The following is a 14,613-nucleotide window of genomic DNA, read 5'->3' as shown; positions in this document are numbered from 1 at the left end:
GGCGATGGTTTTTGCTAGCTCCGTGCAGTAAATTCACTAATCGTCTCACCGATCAGATTCATGCCCATAAGCAATTGCTCACGGCCCGGATGGCTGAAATTGAGGCGAATATGGGACGCGCCTTCACTACCAACCGCACATAGCGCACCTGGCATAAAGGCTACGCCTTTGGGTAACGCCGCCTTTAGCAGCAATGCGCTGTCCAGCCCCTCGGGCAGCTGCACCCATACATACATGCCACCGGACGGAATATGATACGTCACGTCTTTCCAAAACGGACGCTTGAGCAACTCCAAGATTAATTGAAGTCGAGTCGAATATTCCTTGTTCAGCATCGCTAAGTGCTCGTGCCATTGAAAACGCGAGCTGGTCAGCAATTGGAACAGCAGCCGTTGGTTCATCGTACTGGATTGCATATCAGCCAACTGCTTCAAGGCGTACATTCCTTCAATCAGCGGCGCAGGACCAGCAGCCCAACCCGTTCTCAGCGCAGGAGCAACGGTTTTATTGAACGAACCGATATAGAGCACTTGACCGCCCTGACCCGCATGATCCAGCGCAAATAGTGAGGGGTAAGTCTCTGCGAATTTTCGACTCTGACCATGCGGACTCTTGTCATGGGACTCATTTTTTTGCTTCAAATGCAATTCACCATAAGAATCGTCCTCAACTACCAGTACCTCATGATGCCTACACAGGTCCAAAATTTCCTGCCGCCTTGCCGCGCTCCACAAGGAGCCCGTGGGGTTCGTAAACGTTGGCGTGGCAAAAAAAAGCTTGGGTCGATAACGGATCATTAAAGCTTCAAGCTTATCAGGAATGACACCTTCCCCATCTGATTCTACAGGAACGATCTGTGCACCCTGCATAGATAGTACTTGTAAACATCCAGGAGATGTAGGATTTTCGACCAATACCGGATCACGCTCATCCACCATCAGCCTTATGATCAGGTCAATGGCCTGCTGACTACCTGTCGTGAGAAGGATTTGACCTGGTGGTACTCTTACTCCTTTACGCTGTTCCCACTCACCCGCAAGCCATGCTCGCAAAGGAAAATAGCCCTCCGGTTCACCATACTGGAGGGCATCAGGGCCGGAGCCAAACACATCATGGGCCGCTTCTTCCAGCAACTTCACCGGAAACAGCTCTTGTGCAGGCAATTCTTCAGCCAGAGATATAAAGGAGTGTCTTCTCGCATTTTCCCGGATATGACGCACTGGAGAAGCCAACATCGCAGCCGTTCGTGAAGCAAAGGAATATTGCATGAACATCCTCCTTCTCCTGAAAAATAGGTCATGATCTCCGGGCTGACGCATCAGGCATATAGCTGCTTCCTCTGACGCGCATATAAGGCATAACGTTCAATCGCCTGCGCCCGGCTGGACACGCCTAATTTTGCATAAATTTTACGTAGATAATTATCAATGGAGCGCCGGCTAACTTCGATCTCGATAGCAATTTTGTCATATGTAATTCCTTGTACAATACGTTCCATAATAAACACTTCGGTTTGTGTCAATTCGTCAAAAGGCTCGGATGCCATTAACGGCATAAAGGGCCAGTTTCCATACCGAATCCAATCCATCGGCAAGGAAGCAAATCCTTCGCGTAAACCGTTGATCAGATGGATTAACTGGCTCGGTGATGCCTGTTTGGATAACATTCCATTTGCTCCGAGCGAAATTAGCTGCTGAAACAAAGTAATATTATCCTCATCCGTCATAATAACAATATGGCTGTCCGGAGACAAGGCCCGCATTTGTGTCAAAAATGGTTCCGCCGTTCCCTCAGGCAACCTGTAGTCCATTAAAACGATTTCTGGTCGAATGGAGCAAGCCAGCTCCAAGCCTTCCGTTCCGGAGGAAGACATCCCTCTGACAAGCAAATCCTGCTGGTCTTCCAAAATAAGCTTTGTTCCCAGCATACTTGTAGGATGGATATCTATGATGACCACCTGCCATACTTTTCTCATATCTAAACCTCCTGATTTTACAAAAAAATACATAGTTAATAGCGAAAATAATCCTAAAATTGGTGATTACATATGTAGAAATTGCGCGAATGTGAACGTATAGGAAGCGAAAAACGTTTAAGGAAATTGTATCCTAGGACTTCCTTCCGATGCAATCTCTTTTTCCAATATTTTTATACGACTATTTCGCTTTTGCGAAATAAATAGGCCCATGATAGAATTGGAACTGCAAATAAAGACTGGAAATTTGACTTTACACGGGAGTTGAAAATCGTATGCAAGCTTCACCTGAACGTCCTTCTGCCGAAGCTCGGCGGAGCAATTCAAGAAAGGGGTTACCCATAAAGGCTTTTCTGCTATTTTGGTTCATTCTTATTATACTAGGTGCTCTCGCAACCTATCTGTATAGCAATCACTTGAAGCAGCAAATGCTAAACGAGATGCAAACCCATACAGACCAACAGATTCAAGCACTCAAATCTGACTATGAAAAGCAACTGACTGCTCTTTCCAAGGAAGTTAGCGGATTGCAAGGCAAAGTCCAGTCCTTCAATGAACTACTGACCTTCACGAAGGATAATGCAAACAATAAGACCGATAACAGTAATAAACTGTACACCCAATTAAACGAAGTCAAGCAGCAGCTCAATACACTTCAGAAAAAAATGGACTTGCTAAAATGAATGTAGACGCAAAACAAGTGAATCGGTTCTTTATGTTGGCCCTTGCTCCTTTTATCGGTTTGTTAGGGTGTATTTTGTTAGTGCATCCCTCATTGAGCTTTCCTGGGTCTACTTCTTCAAGTCTGCAAAAAGCTGAAGTCACTCTACAAACGCAATCAGTAGGCAAGCAGCTTGATGAAGCCAAGCAAACGGCAACGTACACCTTATCTACAATTCGCCGGACTTCTGAGCTCTACAAGCAAACGACCCAAACGATGAATCAGCTTGTCGTGACTGCCTCTACGCAGTCCAAGCGGCCCGCGGTCATCTATGATCGACGCATCACCGCCAAACTGGGAGTTCCCTATGAGCGGGTAGATAGCAACCGGATTACCATTGAATTGTTTAAGGTAAACCCGGGAATTTATCATGGCTACGCTATGAAGGTCAAACTTAAAGATCCTACTGCTATGAAAATGTCTTTGGGAAGTGACAAATTGGGTGGCTCCGAAACCACCATGCGTGCAGTCTTGAGACACGGAGCTATTGCAGGCATCAATGCAGGCGGCTTTGCGGATGGAGACGGCAAACGCTATCCATTAAGCACTACTGTCTTGAATGGCCACTACCTTACTGGCTTTCAGTCCAGTTTTAAGGATTTATCCTTCGTCGGACTGAGTAACGATGGCAAGCTTATCGGTGGCAAATTTTACAGTCAAGGTGCACTTGACAGCTTAAAGCCTACCTTTGGGGCTACCTTCGTTCCCGTCCTGCTGCAAAGGGGACAAAAAATGCCTATTCCTGACAAATGGAAAGTCTCCCCCAAGCGGGCCCCACGTACGGTCATTGGCAACTATAAAGATGATCAGTTGCTCATTATTGTCGTAGACGGCTACAATGAAAGCGGGGGTTCGGGCGCGACGCTCGAAGAACTGCAAGGAAAAATGTACAATCTAGGTGTTCAAGATGCCTATAATTTGGACGGAGGCGGTTCCTCGTCGCTTATACTTAACGGTCGAGTCGTAAACAAACCGTCAGATGGTAATTTGCGTCCAGTCCCTACTCATTTTTTGTTCTATAAATAGTTATGTGTAGTCTGCTACCAAATTAAATATGCTTGCCGACGTACGTCTCTATCCGAAAAAAAGCATCACGAACGAATGTCGTGATGCTTTTGCCTCATTTAGGAGGAATACTGTGTCATTTCTGTCAGGCATTGAGCACAAATATAACGGTCTTTGAAATCGTTCACTTGTTCTACTGACCCGCAGAATACACATTTTGGACGGTAACGCTCCAAAATAATGTGGTCACCCTGAACCAAAATTTCGACAGGATCTCCCTCATTCATTTGATATCTTTTACGCAGTGACTTAGGCAAAACTATTCTCCCCAGCTGATCAACTTTACGTACCACACCGGCAGGTTTCATCGTGATCGTACACCTCTCCTATTGAGTAATAACTTACAATTTCTTACCATGCGAAAAACTAGGTACAAAGACACTATTCTTTATGTAGTATTCGCTGTCTTTTTGTCGAATCCTGCTGATCACAGGAAATTTTATTACATTTTTTCATAAAATCATGAACCATATCAAAGTATGGTACAGAATGTCTATAATATTTTTATCGACCGGAAAGCCAATTATTATTAGCCCTAGTTGAGAAATTTCGCAAATTTTTGACCATACAAGCTTGATTTAAGCTCCACTGTCATATACTTTTGAGCAATAAAAGTGAAACTTTTATTAGCAACTAAGGTCCTGGTTCTTTATTCGCATTTATACTTGTTCACCTGATGCTCTTTATGATAAATCCAGAAAATCCATTTGTCTCAGCGCTTCATATACGATAATTGCAGCGGAATTCGACAAGTTTAGAGATCTTACTTTATCAGACATAGGCATCTTGATACATGTATCTGGATTAGCAGCTAACAATTCAGGAGGCAAGCCTTTCGTTTCCTTACCAAATACCAAAAAATCTCCATCCTGAAATGCAATATCACTATACCGCTGATTTGCTTTGGTCGTCGCATAAAAAAAGCGACCTTCCTGATATTTCTCCTGCACTTCAGCAAAAGACTCGTGATATTCAATGTGGACAGCGTACCAATAATCAAGTCCGGCGCGTTTTAACGTGGCATCGTCGGTACGGAAGCCGAGTGGCTTCACCAAATGCAGATGAGTTCCGGTTGCAGCACACGTTCTGGCAATATTACCTGTGTTGGCCGGGATTTCCGGCTCGACAAGCACAATATGTAATGGCATCTCGTTTCGTTCCCTTCATCATTAAATTCATCAGACAAATAACCTACAGTTTAACCAAAGTGTATACATTGAAAACATACACATTCTTCTATTTTAACAAAATCAGACAGATATGAACATCAAACGACAAAAATTTCAACCCACACCACTAAAAGCCTTCCCCTATACACATTCAGGGAAGGCTCTACATTTACTTTTTCGATTTCAAATATCGTGTATCGAAATATATGTCGACGTAATCAACTGTTACGTTGCTTGAATCCGTCCATAAACTCGGCTAATGCTTGACAGTTCTCCAATGGAACAGCATTGTAGATCGAGGCGCGAAGCCCTCCTACGCTGCGATGTCCCTTCAGTCCGATGAACCCGGCCTGTTCGGATTCCTTAATAAATTGTTTTTCCAGATCCCCATTCGCAAGGCGGAAGGTTACATTCATAATAGAGCGATCAGCGCTGTCCACACAACCACGATAGAAGCCTTCGCTACTGTCAATACGGTCGTATAGCAAAGCAGCCTTCTGCTGGTTCACACGCTCAATACCTTCCAAACCGCCTTCTTCCTGAATCCATTTCAGCACTTCATTCACCATGTATATGGCAAAAGATGGGGGGGTATTGTAGAGAGAGTTATTTTTTTCATATGTGCTATAACGCAACATGGTAGGAATATTGTCCGGTGAGGAAGTCAGCAACTCTTCACGGGCAATCACGACCGTCACACCAGAAGGTCCCAGATTTTTTTGTGCGCCAGCATAAATCAATCCAAATTGAGTAACATCAAAAGGCTTGCAAAAAATATCACTGGACATGTCCACAATCAATGGTACGGAACCCGTATCCGGAAATTGCTTAAATTGTGTACCTTCAATCGTTTCGTTGGACGTCATATGCACATAAGCAGTATTCTCAGGCAAGTTCAAGGAATCCACATTCGGAAGACGCATGTACTTCTCATCAGCGGAGGATGCAGCAATATGAGCCTTGCCCAGTAGCTTGGCTTCTTTATATGCCTTGTCCGACCAGCTACCTGTCATTACATAGCTCCCAGTCTGTCCTTCGCGCAAGAAATTTAAAGGTAGCATTGCAAACTGCGTACTTGCGCCCCCTTGTAGGAATAACACCTTGTAGCCCTGTGGATTGCCCAGCAGAGATAACAGACGTTCCTGCGCCTCATTATGAACAGATTCATACACAGCTCCACGGTGTGACATTTCCATGATCGACATCCCTGTTCCCTGGAAATCTACGAATTCAGCTTGTACACGTTCCAGTACTTTGAGCGGCAATGCCGCTGGTCCTGCATTAAAATTGTAGGCTCTCTTACTCAACAAATTCCCATCCCTTCTCTACTCTGGTGTGGATATTATCGCTATGATAGCAGTATTCATAAATGCGTTCAAGACTTGTATAAAAATGTTTTCAATTTCATTTATGATGTGACAAAGTTGTGAATGTTAACATATTTAACATCTTTATTCTGTGATTTTCACTTTAATATTAAAAGGTCCCCGGCATAAGACCGGAGACCTATTTTGAATAACAAGTGTTACCCGTAAGCTAATGTTTTTTATTCAAAGCAGCTATGCTATCGACTTATTAGCAGTCAAAATACAGGCTGTATTCGTGTGGATGAACACGGATGTTCACCGATTTAGCTTCAGAACGTTTGAGCTCTACATAGTTATCAATAAAGTCCTTCGTAAATACGCCGCCTTCAGTCAAGAATTCGTAGTCAGCTTCCAGAGCGTCCAGAGCCTCATCCAATGAACCAGGTACGCTACGGATTTTACCTTTTTCAGCATCAGACAGCTCGTAGATGTTGCTGTCAAGTGGACCATATCCCAATTCGATTGGGTTCAGTTTGCGCTTGATGCCATCCAGACCCGCCATCAGCATTGCTGAGAAGGCAAGGTAAGGGTTAGCCGTGGAGTCCGGTGTACGGAACTCGATCCGACAGCCTTTAGGAGTAACAGCTGCTACTGGAATACGTACAGCCGCAGAACGGTTACCTTTGGAGAATACCAGGTTAACTGGTGCTTCGTAGCCAGGAACGAGACGTTTGAACGAGTTGGTGCTTGGGTTGGTCAAAGCGATCAACGCAGGTGCGTGGTACAGAATACCGCCAATGTAATGAAGAGCCATTTCGCTCAGATTAGCATAACCACCTTTTTCGTAGAACAAAGGAGTGTCCCCATCGAAAATAGATTGGTGAACGTGCATACCGCTTCCGTTATCCCCAAAAATCGGTTTCGGCATGAATGTTGCCACTTTACCATATTGACGAGCTGTGTTGTGTACAATGTATTTATAAACGAGCAGGTTATCTGCTGTTTTCTTGAGTGTATCAAAACGGAAGTTGATTTCCGCTTGGCCTGCCGTAGCTACCTCATGGTGATGGCGCTCAATTCTCAGACCTGCTTCTTCAAGCAAACGGCACATTTCACTACGGATATCTTGTTGGGTGTCTACTGGCGCTACAGGTACATATCCGCCCTTCACTCCCACTTTAAAGCCCAGGTTGCCGCCTTCTTCCTTACGGTTCGTGTTCCAAGCTGCTTCCTCGGAATCTACGAAGAAGGAGGAGCTATTCATGCCGCTTTCGTAGCGTACATCATCAAAGATGAAAAACTCGGACTCAGGTGCAAAAAATGCTGCTGTGCCGACTCCTGCGGATTGCAGAAATTCCTCAGCTTTTTTTGCAATGCCGCGAGGATCGCGGTCGTATTTTTCGCCATCTGGCGTAGCAATGTCACACAGAATATTCAGTGTAGGATGCTGAGTGAAAGGGTCAATAAAAACCGCTTCTGCATCGGGCAGCATAACCATGTCGGATTCCTCGATGCCACGATAGCCGGGAATGGAAGAACCGTCGAAAGCAACACCGTTAACAAATGTTTCTGCATCTACTTCGGAAGCTGGCAATGAAATATGGTGAGCACGACCAGACAAATCTACAAAACGAAAATCTACCCACTCAATATTATTTTCCTGAATTGTTTTCAATACGTTTTCAACGGACATGTCTTCTTCCTCCCAATTTTTCCGAACATTAAGTCTTATACAACCCTGAAATGTTCATGATCGAATGTTTTTTTCTGTCGTCATTATAAATCTCAAACATGACACGGGTCAATAGCTATGTAAGGTATTTTTTAAACTAATGTTAGATATGCTTACGCCCTTGATAACATTTGGATAGCACAAAAAGCCCGAAACATCGGGCTTTTAGGCAATTTAAATCTCATTACTGCGTTGCAGCAAAACTTTTATGCATTAATGTTAAACATTGGTTTTAGGCAATGGGCTAGGCGTGTGAAATGTTTTCCCCACAGCAGGAGCCAATATTTCCAAATCTTTTAGTAAATCTGAAAATTGATCCGGGAACAGGGATTGCACACCATCACCCGTCATCGAGTTGTCGGGATCTGTATGCATTTCAATAATTAGTCCGTCCGCTCCGGCAGCAACCGAAGCCTTCGTCATAGGAACAACCAATTCACGTCTACCCGTGCCATGGCTAGGATCAGAAATAACTGGCAAATGGCTCAATTGTTGCAACACAGGGATCGCGGACAAATCGAGTGTATTTCTGGTGTAGGTTTCAAATGTGCGGATACCGCGCTCACACAGCATAACATTCGGATTGCCACCTGCCAGGATGTACTCGGCAGCATTCAAAAACTCGTCATAAGTCGAGCTAAAACCGCGTTTGAGCAACACTGGCTTGCCGCAAGTTCCCAACTTGCGCAGCAGATCAAAGTTTTGCATATTACGTGTACCTACTTGCAGGATATCGGCATATTCCGCACAAATGTCTACGTATTCAGGTGTCATGACCTCTGTGATGGTCAAGAGGTCGTGCTTTTGGCCGGCTTCAGCCATCATGATCAGTCCTTCTACACCAGTTCCCTGGAAGCTGTAAGGCCCTGTACGCGGCTTAAAGGCACCTCCACGGAGAACTTGCGCACCTGCTGCTTTGACCAATCCCGCAATTTCATCTATCTGTGCAGCAGACTCAACGGCACATGGTCCACCCATAATGACAAGTTCGCCCCCACCGATATTTACACCTTTAATGGAGATCACCGTATTTTCCGGATGAAAATCACGGCTGGCCAATTTGTAGGACTTCGATATTTTAACCACATTTTCTACGCCTTTCATTTGACGCAGATGTTCAGCCAGCTTGGGCTCTACGCTACCGATCAATCCGATGATCGTGCGATCCGATCCCCTTGATACATGAGCCTGCAATCCTTCTTTCTCAATAACTTCAACAATAGCTTGAATATGCTCTTCAGGTGTTTGAACACCAGCGATAACGATCATTTTTTTCTTCCTCTCTATGAAACATATTTTATTAACCAGTAATAGATTGATATTATGACACTTAGACGCTTGTTCGCTTTTAAGCTTTTATTCGTTAAAGCAACTATACCTGTTTTAGCTATACTCGTCAAGGTTTAATTATCCCGAATTATTCAATATTCAAACTTAGTGAAGCTACCGGATAATATCTATAAATTTAAACGATTGAAAAGCCGCTATCCGGATGGTTGTATCCGAATAACGGCTGTAATCAATTGCATACTATTTCATCGTTTTTGACTTCTCTCGTACAGGAGGCAGCAGTTTTTTCATATCTATGGTTCGCTGAATCTCCCACGTATCCGGGTTAGCCGCATCATACTGCTCCAAATACGTAATAACCTCTTTGGTAATCAGTGTCGGCGTTGAAGCCCCAGAAGTCACAGCCACTTTGGCTACGCCCTCAAGCCACTCTCTCTTCAGCTCGGTTACATCAGAAATACGATAAGCTGTTGTACCAGCAATTTCCTCCGACACCTGAGCCAATCGGTTTGAATTGTTACTGCGTGGATCACCGACAACGATCACCAGATCCGCCTGTCCAGCTTGCTCAGCTACCGCTTCCTGACGTACCTGCGTCGCCAAACAGATTTCATTGTGTATCTCAGCACCCGGGAACTTCTCCAGCAGCTTCTTCATAATGTGCTTGATGTCCCATTGGCTCATGGTCGTCTGATTCGTGATAAGGATTTTGCCAGCTGGCAACGTAAGACTGTCGATCTCTTCTTCCTTTTCAATCAGATGAACATGGTTAGGAGCAATACCGATAGCTCCCTCCGGCTCTGGATGATTCTTTTTGCCAATATAAACAATCTGGTAGCCTTCGGCAGACTTCTCCCGAATCAGATCATGCGTTTTTGTGACGTCAGGGCAAGTCGCGTCTACCGTAGTCAGCCCCTTGTCTCGTGCCAACTTGCGTACCTCTGGTGATACGCCATGAGCAGTAAAGATAACAGTGCCGCTCTCTACCTGGCTTAAAATCTCCATACGGTTCGGGCCGTCCAGTGTAATAATCCCTTCGTCTTCAAAGGAATTCGTGACATGACTGTTATGCACGATCATGCCCAATATATAAATAGGCCGGGGTAAGTCCAGATTTCTGGCTGCCTGACGAGCCAATACCATGGCATCGACTACGCCGTAGCAGTAACCCCGGGGCGAAATTCTGAGTACTTCCAAAATGAGCCCCCGCTTTCTTCGACACAGTATACAGCTCCGATAACTCGGTAGCTGTGGGCATCCAAGCCTTTACCGGCCAATTCTATGATGTAGTTGCCTTCCTATTATAGCCTATTCCAAAGGCGCGGAAAAGCTGACCGGAAGCCAGATGACAAATGTCGTTCCTTCTCCTTGACGCGTAACCACTTCCACAGACCCGTGATGTTCATCAATAATCCACTTGGCAATAGACAGCCCCAATCCAATTCCCTCTGTCACCCCGCGCGACTCATCTGCCCGGTAAAAGCGGTCAAAAATAAAGGGAACCTCACTCTTGTCCATTCCAATGCCCGTATCACTGATCCGTAGCCCTACCTGTCCTTGATAAACTATGGCATCAAATCGGACTGTGCCTTCAGGTGTATATTTGAATGCATTATCAATAAAAATGAATAGCATTTGCTGCAAATAGTCCTTGCTGCCATCCATATAAATACCATTCAGCAACGAAAAATCTCCCACATTCCATTCGGCCGTTCGCTCTAAAAACTGAGCACGACGGGCAACCTCACTTACAAGCGGTTCCAGCGCAACGGGAGTCTTATCGAACGTTTTCCCTGTGTCTGCTCTCGCAAGTGACAACATATCACTCACCAAACGACTCATCCGTTTGCCTTCATCTGCCATGTCATTTAATGCCTCCATAGAAAGCTCACGAATCATCTCTTCATCCATATTCGGTCGCTCTCCTGGTTCGGTAGTCCACATTTTGAGCAAAAAATCAACGTTGCCACGGATCGTCGTTAGCGGCGTACGAAGCTCATGGGAAGCATCAGCCACAAAGCGGCGCTGTGCACCGTACGCATCTTCCAACTCCTTGTAAAACACCTCTGTACGCCCCAGCATGTTGTTAACTGTCCCGATTAATTGTCCAATTTCATCTGGTGGTCCGTCATATTCAATCCGAACACTCAAATCATTACTGGATTGAATCTGATTTGCCCCCTCAATTACCTTGACCAGCGGCTTCATAGACTTGCGGGCCAGAAAGAGACCTGAAGTCGCAGCAGCAAGTAATGCAAACAACGAACCATATACAAGCACATTTTGCAACCTGTTCATGAGTCGATCCTGAGAGCCCGTGAATTGTCCTACCTGTAGCAACCCGACTACCAAGCCCAACTCCTCGGACTTAATGGGCTGTTGGTAAATCATAAAGGTATCCCCATTTACGTTCACACGCCGGATTCCCTCATTTTGAACTGCTCCTGTCGCTGTAGATGGAACAGGGAAGGTGATATTGAGGTCTTTCATGTTTTGGGTGGTTTTGGTAACACCTGATGTATAATTGTAAATTTGTACATATAGCTGTGAATCATCAATTCCACGTTCTTGCACTAGACCCAAATCCAGATTGGGGACTTCAAATAACCCCCCTTTAATTGTAAGCAGTAGCTGCTTGTTAATCCGTGGCGCCTGAGTCGTAAGCTGACTTTTTACTTCATTGTATGTGTAATAATAAACCAGTCCGTAAATAGCCAGACCAAAAATGACAAGCACTATAGCCAAGATGCTCGAATACCAAGCTGTCAGCCGCCACCGAATAGACATATTACACATCACCTCTTAAAATGTAGCCAGCTCCCCGAATTGTACGAATGAGACGTTTACCGCCATCCTGCTCCGTTTTTTGTCGTAGCATGGCAATATATACTTCGAGCACATTCGATTCTCCGCTATAGTCATAGCCCCAAATTTTGTCCATAATCAGATCACGCGACAGAACACGCTTCGGGTTTTGCATGAACAAATGGAGCAGTTCAAATTCTTTGGCCGTCAGTTCCAAGCGTTTGCCGCCACGAACCACTTCACGGGATTCGTTATCCAGTTGTAAATCCTCGAAGGTAAGTCTATTTCCGTTATTGCCCTGTTGTTCGGTTTTACGCCGCAAAAGCGCTCGCACTCGTGCCAGCAACTCCTCCAGAGCAAACGGCTTGACGAGATAATCATCGGCCCCTAGATCCAAGCCTTTAACCCGATTCTCAACCTCATCCTTGGCTGTAAGCATTAGGACAGGTACCGTGCTCCCCCCCTCCCGCATGCGACGGCATACCTCAAAACCATCGACTTGCGGCATCATTACATCCAGCACGACTACATCAGGCTCAGCTGTCAGCATTTTATTTAATCCCTCTGCTCCATTGGCGGCTGTCAGCACTTCATAGCCTTCAAATGCCAGCCCTCTGCGCAGCATGGAAACAATTTTTTCATCGTCATCAATGATCAAAATAGTAGAACGCATACACGATCGAACTCCTTTATCTCTTCTTTTCCCTCTATTGTAGCAGGAGTACACGCGCGTAGCATCTTGCTACTTCATACAGCAAGAAACGGAAGGGATCTTCCTTCCGTTTCTTGCGTGCACATGTTCATTTTTGTAAAGTTATCATCTTATTGCTGGAGCGTCGAGCTAAAGTCATTTTTGTTGCCAATTTTCAGTTGAACATCTTTTTTCTGCCCAGCTCGTTCGATGTTAAGCGTCAGTGCTGTACCCACTTTTTGTTTTTGAATGAACTGGATCAGCTCTTGTGATGTGCTATAAGGCGTGCCATTGGCTCCGATAATCACATCGTAAGGACGCAGATCAGCCTGATAAGCTGGTGATTTGTATATAATATCCCGCACAACCGAGCCTTCGGTCAGGGTTGTTCCCAGTTCTTTGGCTACTTCAGGACTCAAATTTAACAGACTTGCACCAATGAAAGGTACAGGTTCTTTAGGGATAGGCTGGTTATTTTTCAGCTTATCGACGACTTCCAAAATCGTATTGGACGGAATCGCAAACCCGATTCCCTGTGCGTCTGCACTAACAGCTACGTTCATACCGATAACTTGCCCTTGCAGATTTAACAGCGGTCCACCAGAGTTACCAGGGTTAATGGACGCATCCGTCTGAATGAGATGCTTGTATTGCGTCGGTTTTCCAGTTGATTCACTATTAATGGTGATCGTACGTTCTTTCGCACTTAGCACCCCGGCTGTTACCGAATGCTCAAAGCCTTCAGGGTTGCCAATTGCGACCATCCACTCGCCGACTTTAGCGTTATCCGAGTCACCCAAAGTTACTGTCGGAAAGTTATTTTTGCCTTCAATTTTAAGTACCGCCAAATCAAGATCAGCATTTTTGCCCAAGACTTTGGCTTCGTAAGGCTTATTAGTTCCCTCTACTGTAACCTGAACCACACTCGCGCCTTCAACAACATGGTTATTGGTTAGGACGTAACCCGATTTATCAAAAATAAAACCGGAACCAATACCAAGCGGAGTCAGCTGTCCGCTGTTGCTACCTTCATTTTCATTACTGTTACCGCTGCTGCCACTGTCACCATACTGATTACCGAAAAAGTATTGATACAGCGGGTCATTGTAATAAGGGCTACTTTGTCTGCCGCTGCTGCCACTGGTTTGTTTGGCAAGCGTTTCGATTTTGACGACTGCCGGTCCAGCCTTAGCCACAACAGATTGAACATCAGCGGTACCTGAAGGCATCACAGCCGGAACTGCGCTTGGAGTCGAGCTGGTTGTTCCCGAATTAGTCGTTTCTCCGCTTTCAGCTGCCGCCGAAGTCAACGCCGTCTCGGGTGTGAACATATTTGTTCGGTCAGCTGTATACATCAATACCGTAATGACCAGCATCCCGGCCAAAAAAGATAAGAAAATTGTTTTCACCTGCGACTTGGGCTTATTCGGTTTGAATTGCCAGTTGCCGCCATTTCGACCCGAACCATCCTGTTGCTCAGGCATAGCACGATGGTATGAGGGAGGAAGGGGTCTTACTGCCTGCGGTGGCGTGATCTCAACATCTTTTTCCACCGACTGCCCTTCCTTACGTTGTCCGTCCGATTGAACTGAAGAAAAAGGGCCGTAAGAATAATAATATGAGGAACCGTTCGAATCGTTTTGCCGAGTTACGTTATCGGTATCAACCTGATCGTTGTCGTTCCGGCGTCCGGAGTTATTATTTTTAAATTCGTCCATTGTATATCTCCTCCCAAACCCTATGCTTCAAGGTGGTGTTGTTTAACTGACTTTATTTTGCACTTTAAACCTTAATTCCACCTTAAAAACAATTAAAAAGGAGATAAAACCTTAGACCTATTTGTACCTAACCACTTTAC

13 protein-coding genes are annotated in these 14,613 nt (G+C 45.2%); 2 read left to right on the top strand and 11 right to left on the bottom strand.

Annotation, left to right across the window (positions count from 1 at the left end):
* Window positions 1–14 precede the first annotated feature (14 nt).
* Together MKX46_RS23235 and MKX46_RS23230 are read right to left on the bottom strand one after the other, a co-directional pair.
* Complete coding sequence (locus MKX46_RS23235; protein ID WP_165145068.1) at window positions 15–1,268, bottom strand: aminotransferase-like domain-containing protein; 1,254 nt, start codon at window positions 1,266–1,268, stop codon at window positions 15–17.
* A gap of 50 nt (window positions 1,269–1,318) precedes the next feature.
* Window positions 1,319–1,975, bottom strand: coding sequence for a response regulator transcription factor (locus MKX46_RS23230; RefSeq protein ID WP_029516517.1), 657 nt, complete (start codon window positions 1,973–1,975; stop codon window positions 1,319–1,321).
* 275 nt (window positions 1,976–2,250) lie between these two features.
* Here MKX46_RS23230 and MKX46_RS23225 point away from each other — a divergent pair, with 275 nt between their 5' ends.
* Window positions 2,251–2,658: a hypothetical protein gene (locus MKX46_RS23225; protein WP_029516516.1), complete on the top strand. Its 408-nt coding sequence runs from the start codon at window positions 2,251–2,253 to the stop codon at window positions 2,656–2,658.
* Window positions 2,655–3,722, top strand: a complete 1,068-nt coding sequence (locus tag MKX46_RS23220; RefSeq protein WP_029516515.1) for a phosphodiester glycosidase family protein — start codon at window positions 2,655–2,657, stop codon at window positions 3,720–3,722. The genes MKX46_RS23225 and MKX46_RS23220 overlap by 4 nt, the downstream gene beginning before the upstream one ends.
* Window positions 3,723–3,820: 98 nt before the next feature.
* On the opposite strand, the gene MKX46_RS23215 is transcribed toward MKX46_RS23220, so the two are convergent.
* The 9 genes from MKX46_RS23215 to MKX46_RS23175 form a co-directional block, all read right to left on the bottom strand.
* Window positions 3,821–4,069 (bottom strand): AbrB/MazE/SpoVT family DNA-binding domain-containing protein, encoded by a 249-nt coding sequence (locus MKX46_RS23215; protein ID WP_013309439.1) that lies wholly within the window; start codon window positions 4,067–4,069, stop codon window positions 3,821–3,823.
* Window positions 4,070–4,444: 375 nt separating this feature from the next.
* Window positions 4,445–4,909 (bottom strand): tRNA (uridine(34)/cytosine(34)/5-carboxymethylaminomethyluridine(34)-2'-O)-methyltransferase TrmL, encoded by a 465-nt coding sequence (gene trmL, locus MKX46_RS23210; protein ID WP_029516514.1) that lies wholly within the window; start codon window positions 4,907–4,909, stop codon window positions 4,445–4,447.
* 239 nt (window positions 4,910–5,148) lie between these two features.
* On the bottom strand, window positions 5,149–6,240 hold the full coding sequence (gene serC, locus MKX46_RS23205) for a 3-phosphoserine/phosphohydroxythreonine transaminase (RefSeq protein WP_341071835.1): 1,092 nt from the start codon (window positions 6,238–6,240) through the stop codon (window positions 5,149–5,151).
* Window positions 6,241–6,505: 265 nt separating this feature from the next.
* Window positions 6,506–7,930: a type I glutamate--ammonia ligase gene (glnA, locus tag MKX46_RS23200; protein ID WP_029516512.1), complete on the bottom strand. Its 1,425-nt coding sequence runs from the start codon at window positions 7,928–7,930 to the stop codon at window positions 6,506–6,508.
* 258 nt (window positions 7,931–8,188) lie between these two features.
* Window positions 8,189–9,238, bottom strand: coding sequence for a 3-deoxy-7-phosphoheptulonate synthase (gene aroF, locus MKX46_RS23195; protein ID WP_341071834.1), 1,050 nt, complete (start codon window positions 9,236–9,238; stop codon window positions 8,189–8,191).
* A 261-nt stretch (window positions 9,239–9,499) separates the two neighbouring features.
* Window positions 9,500–10,456, bottom strand: coding sequence for a 4-hydroxy-3-methylbut-2-enyl diphosphate reductase (locus MKX46_RS23190; RefSeq protein ID WP_029516511.1), 957 nt, complete (start codon window positions 10,454–10,456; stop codon window positions 9,500–9,502).
* Between the two features lie 111 nt (window positions 10,457–10,567).
* Window positions 10,568–12,046 carry a sensor histidine kinase gene (locus MKX46_RS23185; RefSeq protein ID WP_029516510.1) on the bottom strand — a complete coding sequence of 493 codons (1,479 nt, stop codon included), beginning with the start codon at window positions 12,044–12,046 and terminating at the stop codon, window positions 10,568–10,570.
* A gap of 1 nt (window position 12,047) precedes the next feature.
* Complete coding sequence (locus tag MKX46_RS23180) at window positions 12,048–12,737, bottom strand: response regulator transcription factor (protein WP_029516509.1); 690 nt, start codon at window positions 12,735–12,737, stop codon at window positions 12,048–12,050.
* A gap of 149 nt (window positions 12,738–12,886) precedes the next feature.
* Window positions 12,887–14,473 carry a S1C family serine protease gene (locus tag MKX46_RS23175; protein ID WP_029516508.1) on the bottom strand — a complete coding sequence of 529 codons (1,587 nt, stop codon included), beginning with the start codon at window positions 14,471–14,473 and terminating at the stop codon, window positions 12,887–12,889.
* Window positions 14,474–14,613: the final 140 nt, after the last annotated feature.

It is taken from the genome of Paenibacillus sp. FSL P4-0113 (assembly GCF_038009305.1).
Lineage (GTDB): Bacteria > Bacillota > Bacilli > Paenibacillales > Paenibacillaceae > Paenibacillus > Paenibacillus polymyxa_D.
Note: the sequence above shows the minus strand (reverse complement) of the source record. Positions and strands in the feature narration are given on the sequence as shown.

Excerpts from the sequence above, each read along its gene's own strand:
- MKX46_RS23235 (WP_165145068.1), bottom strand. The coding sequence starts at position 1,268 with ATGCAATATTCCTTTGCTTCACGAACGGCTGCGATGTTGGCTTCTCCA.
- MKX46_RS23230 (WP_029516517.1), bottom strand. The coding sequence starts at position 1,975 with ATGAGAAAAGTATGGCAGGTGGTCATCATAGATATCCATCCTACAAGT.
- MKX46_RS23225 (WP_029516516.1), top strand. The coding sequence starts at position 2,251 with ATGCAAGCTTCACCTGAACGTCCTTCTGCCGAAGCTCGGCGGAGCAAT.
- MKX46_RS23220 (WP_029516515.1), top strand. The coding sequence starts at position 2,655 with ATGAATGTAGACGCAAAACAAGTGAATCGGTTCTTTATGTTGGCCCTT.
- MKX46_RS23215 (WP_013309439.1), bottom strand. The coding sequence starts at position 4,069 with ATGAAACCTGCCGGTGTGGTACGTAAAGTTGATCAGCTGGGGAGAATA.
- trmL (WP_029516514.1), bottom strand. The coding sequence starts at position 4,909 with ATGCCATTACATATTGTGCTTGTCGAGCCGGAAATCCCGGCCAACACA.
- glnA (WP_029516512.1), bottom strand. The coding sequence starts at position 7,930 with ATGTCCGTTGAAAACGTATTGAAAACAATTCAGGAAAATAATATTGAG.
- aroF (WP_341071834.1), bottom strand. The coding sequence starts at position 9,238 with ATGATCGTTATCGCTGGTGTTCAAACACCTGAAGAGCATATTCAAGCT.
- MKX46_RS23185 (WP_029516510.1), bottom strand. The coding sequence starts at position 12,046 with ATGTCTATTCGGTGGCGGCTGACAGCTTGGTATTCGAGCATCTTGGCT.
- MKX46_RS23180 (WP_029516509.1), bottom strand. The coding sequence starts at position 12,737 with ATGCGTTCTACTATTTTGATCATTGATGACGATGAAAAAATTGTTTCC.
- MKX46_RS23175 (WP_029516508.1), bottom strand. The coding sequence starts at position 14,473 with ATGGACGAATTTAAAAATAATAACTCCGGACGCCGGAACGACAACGAT.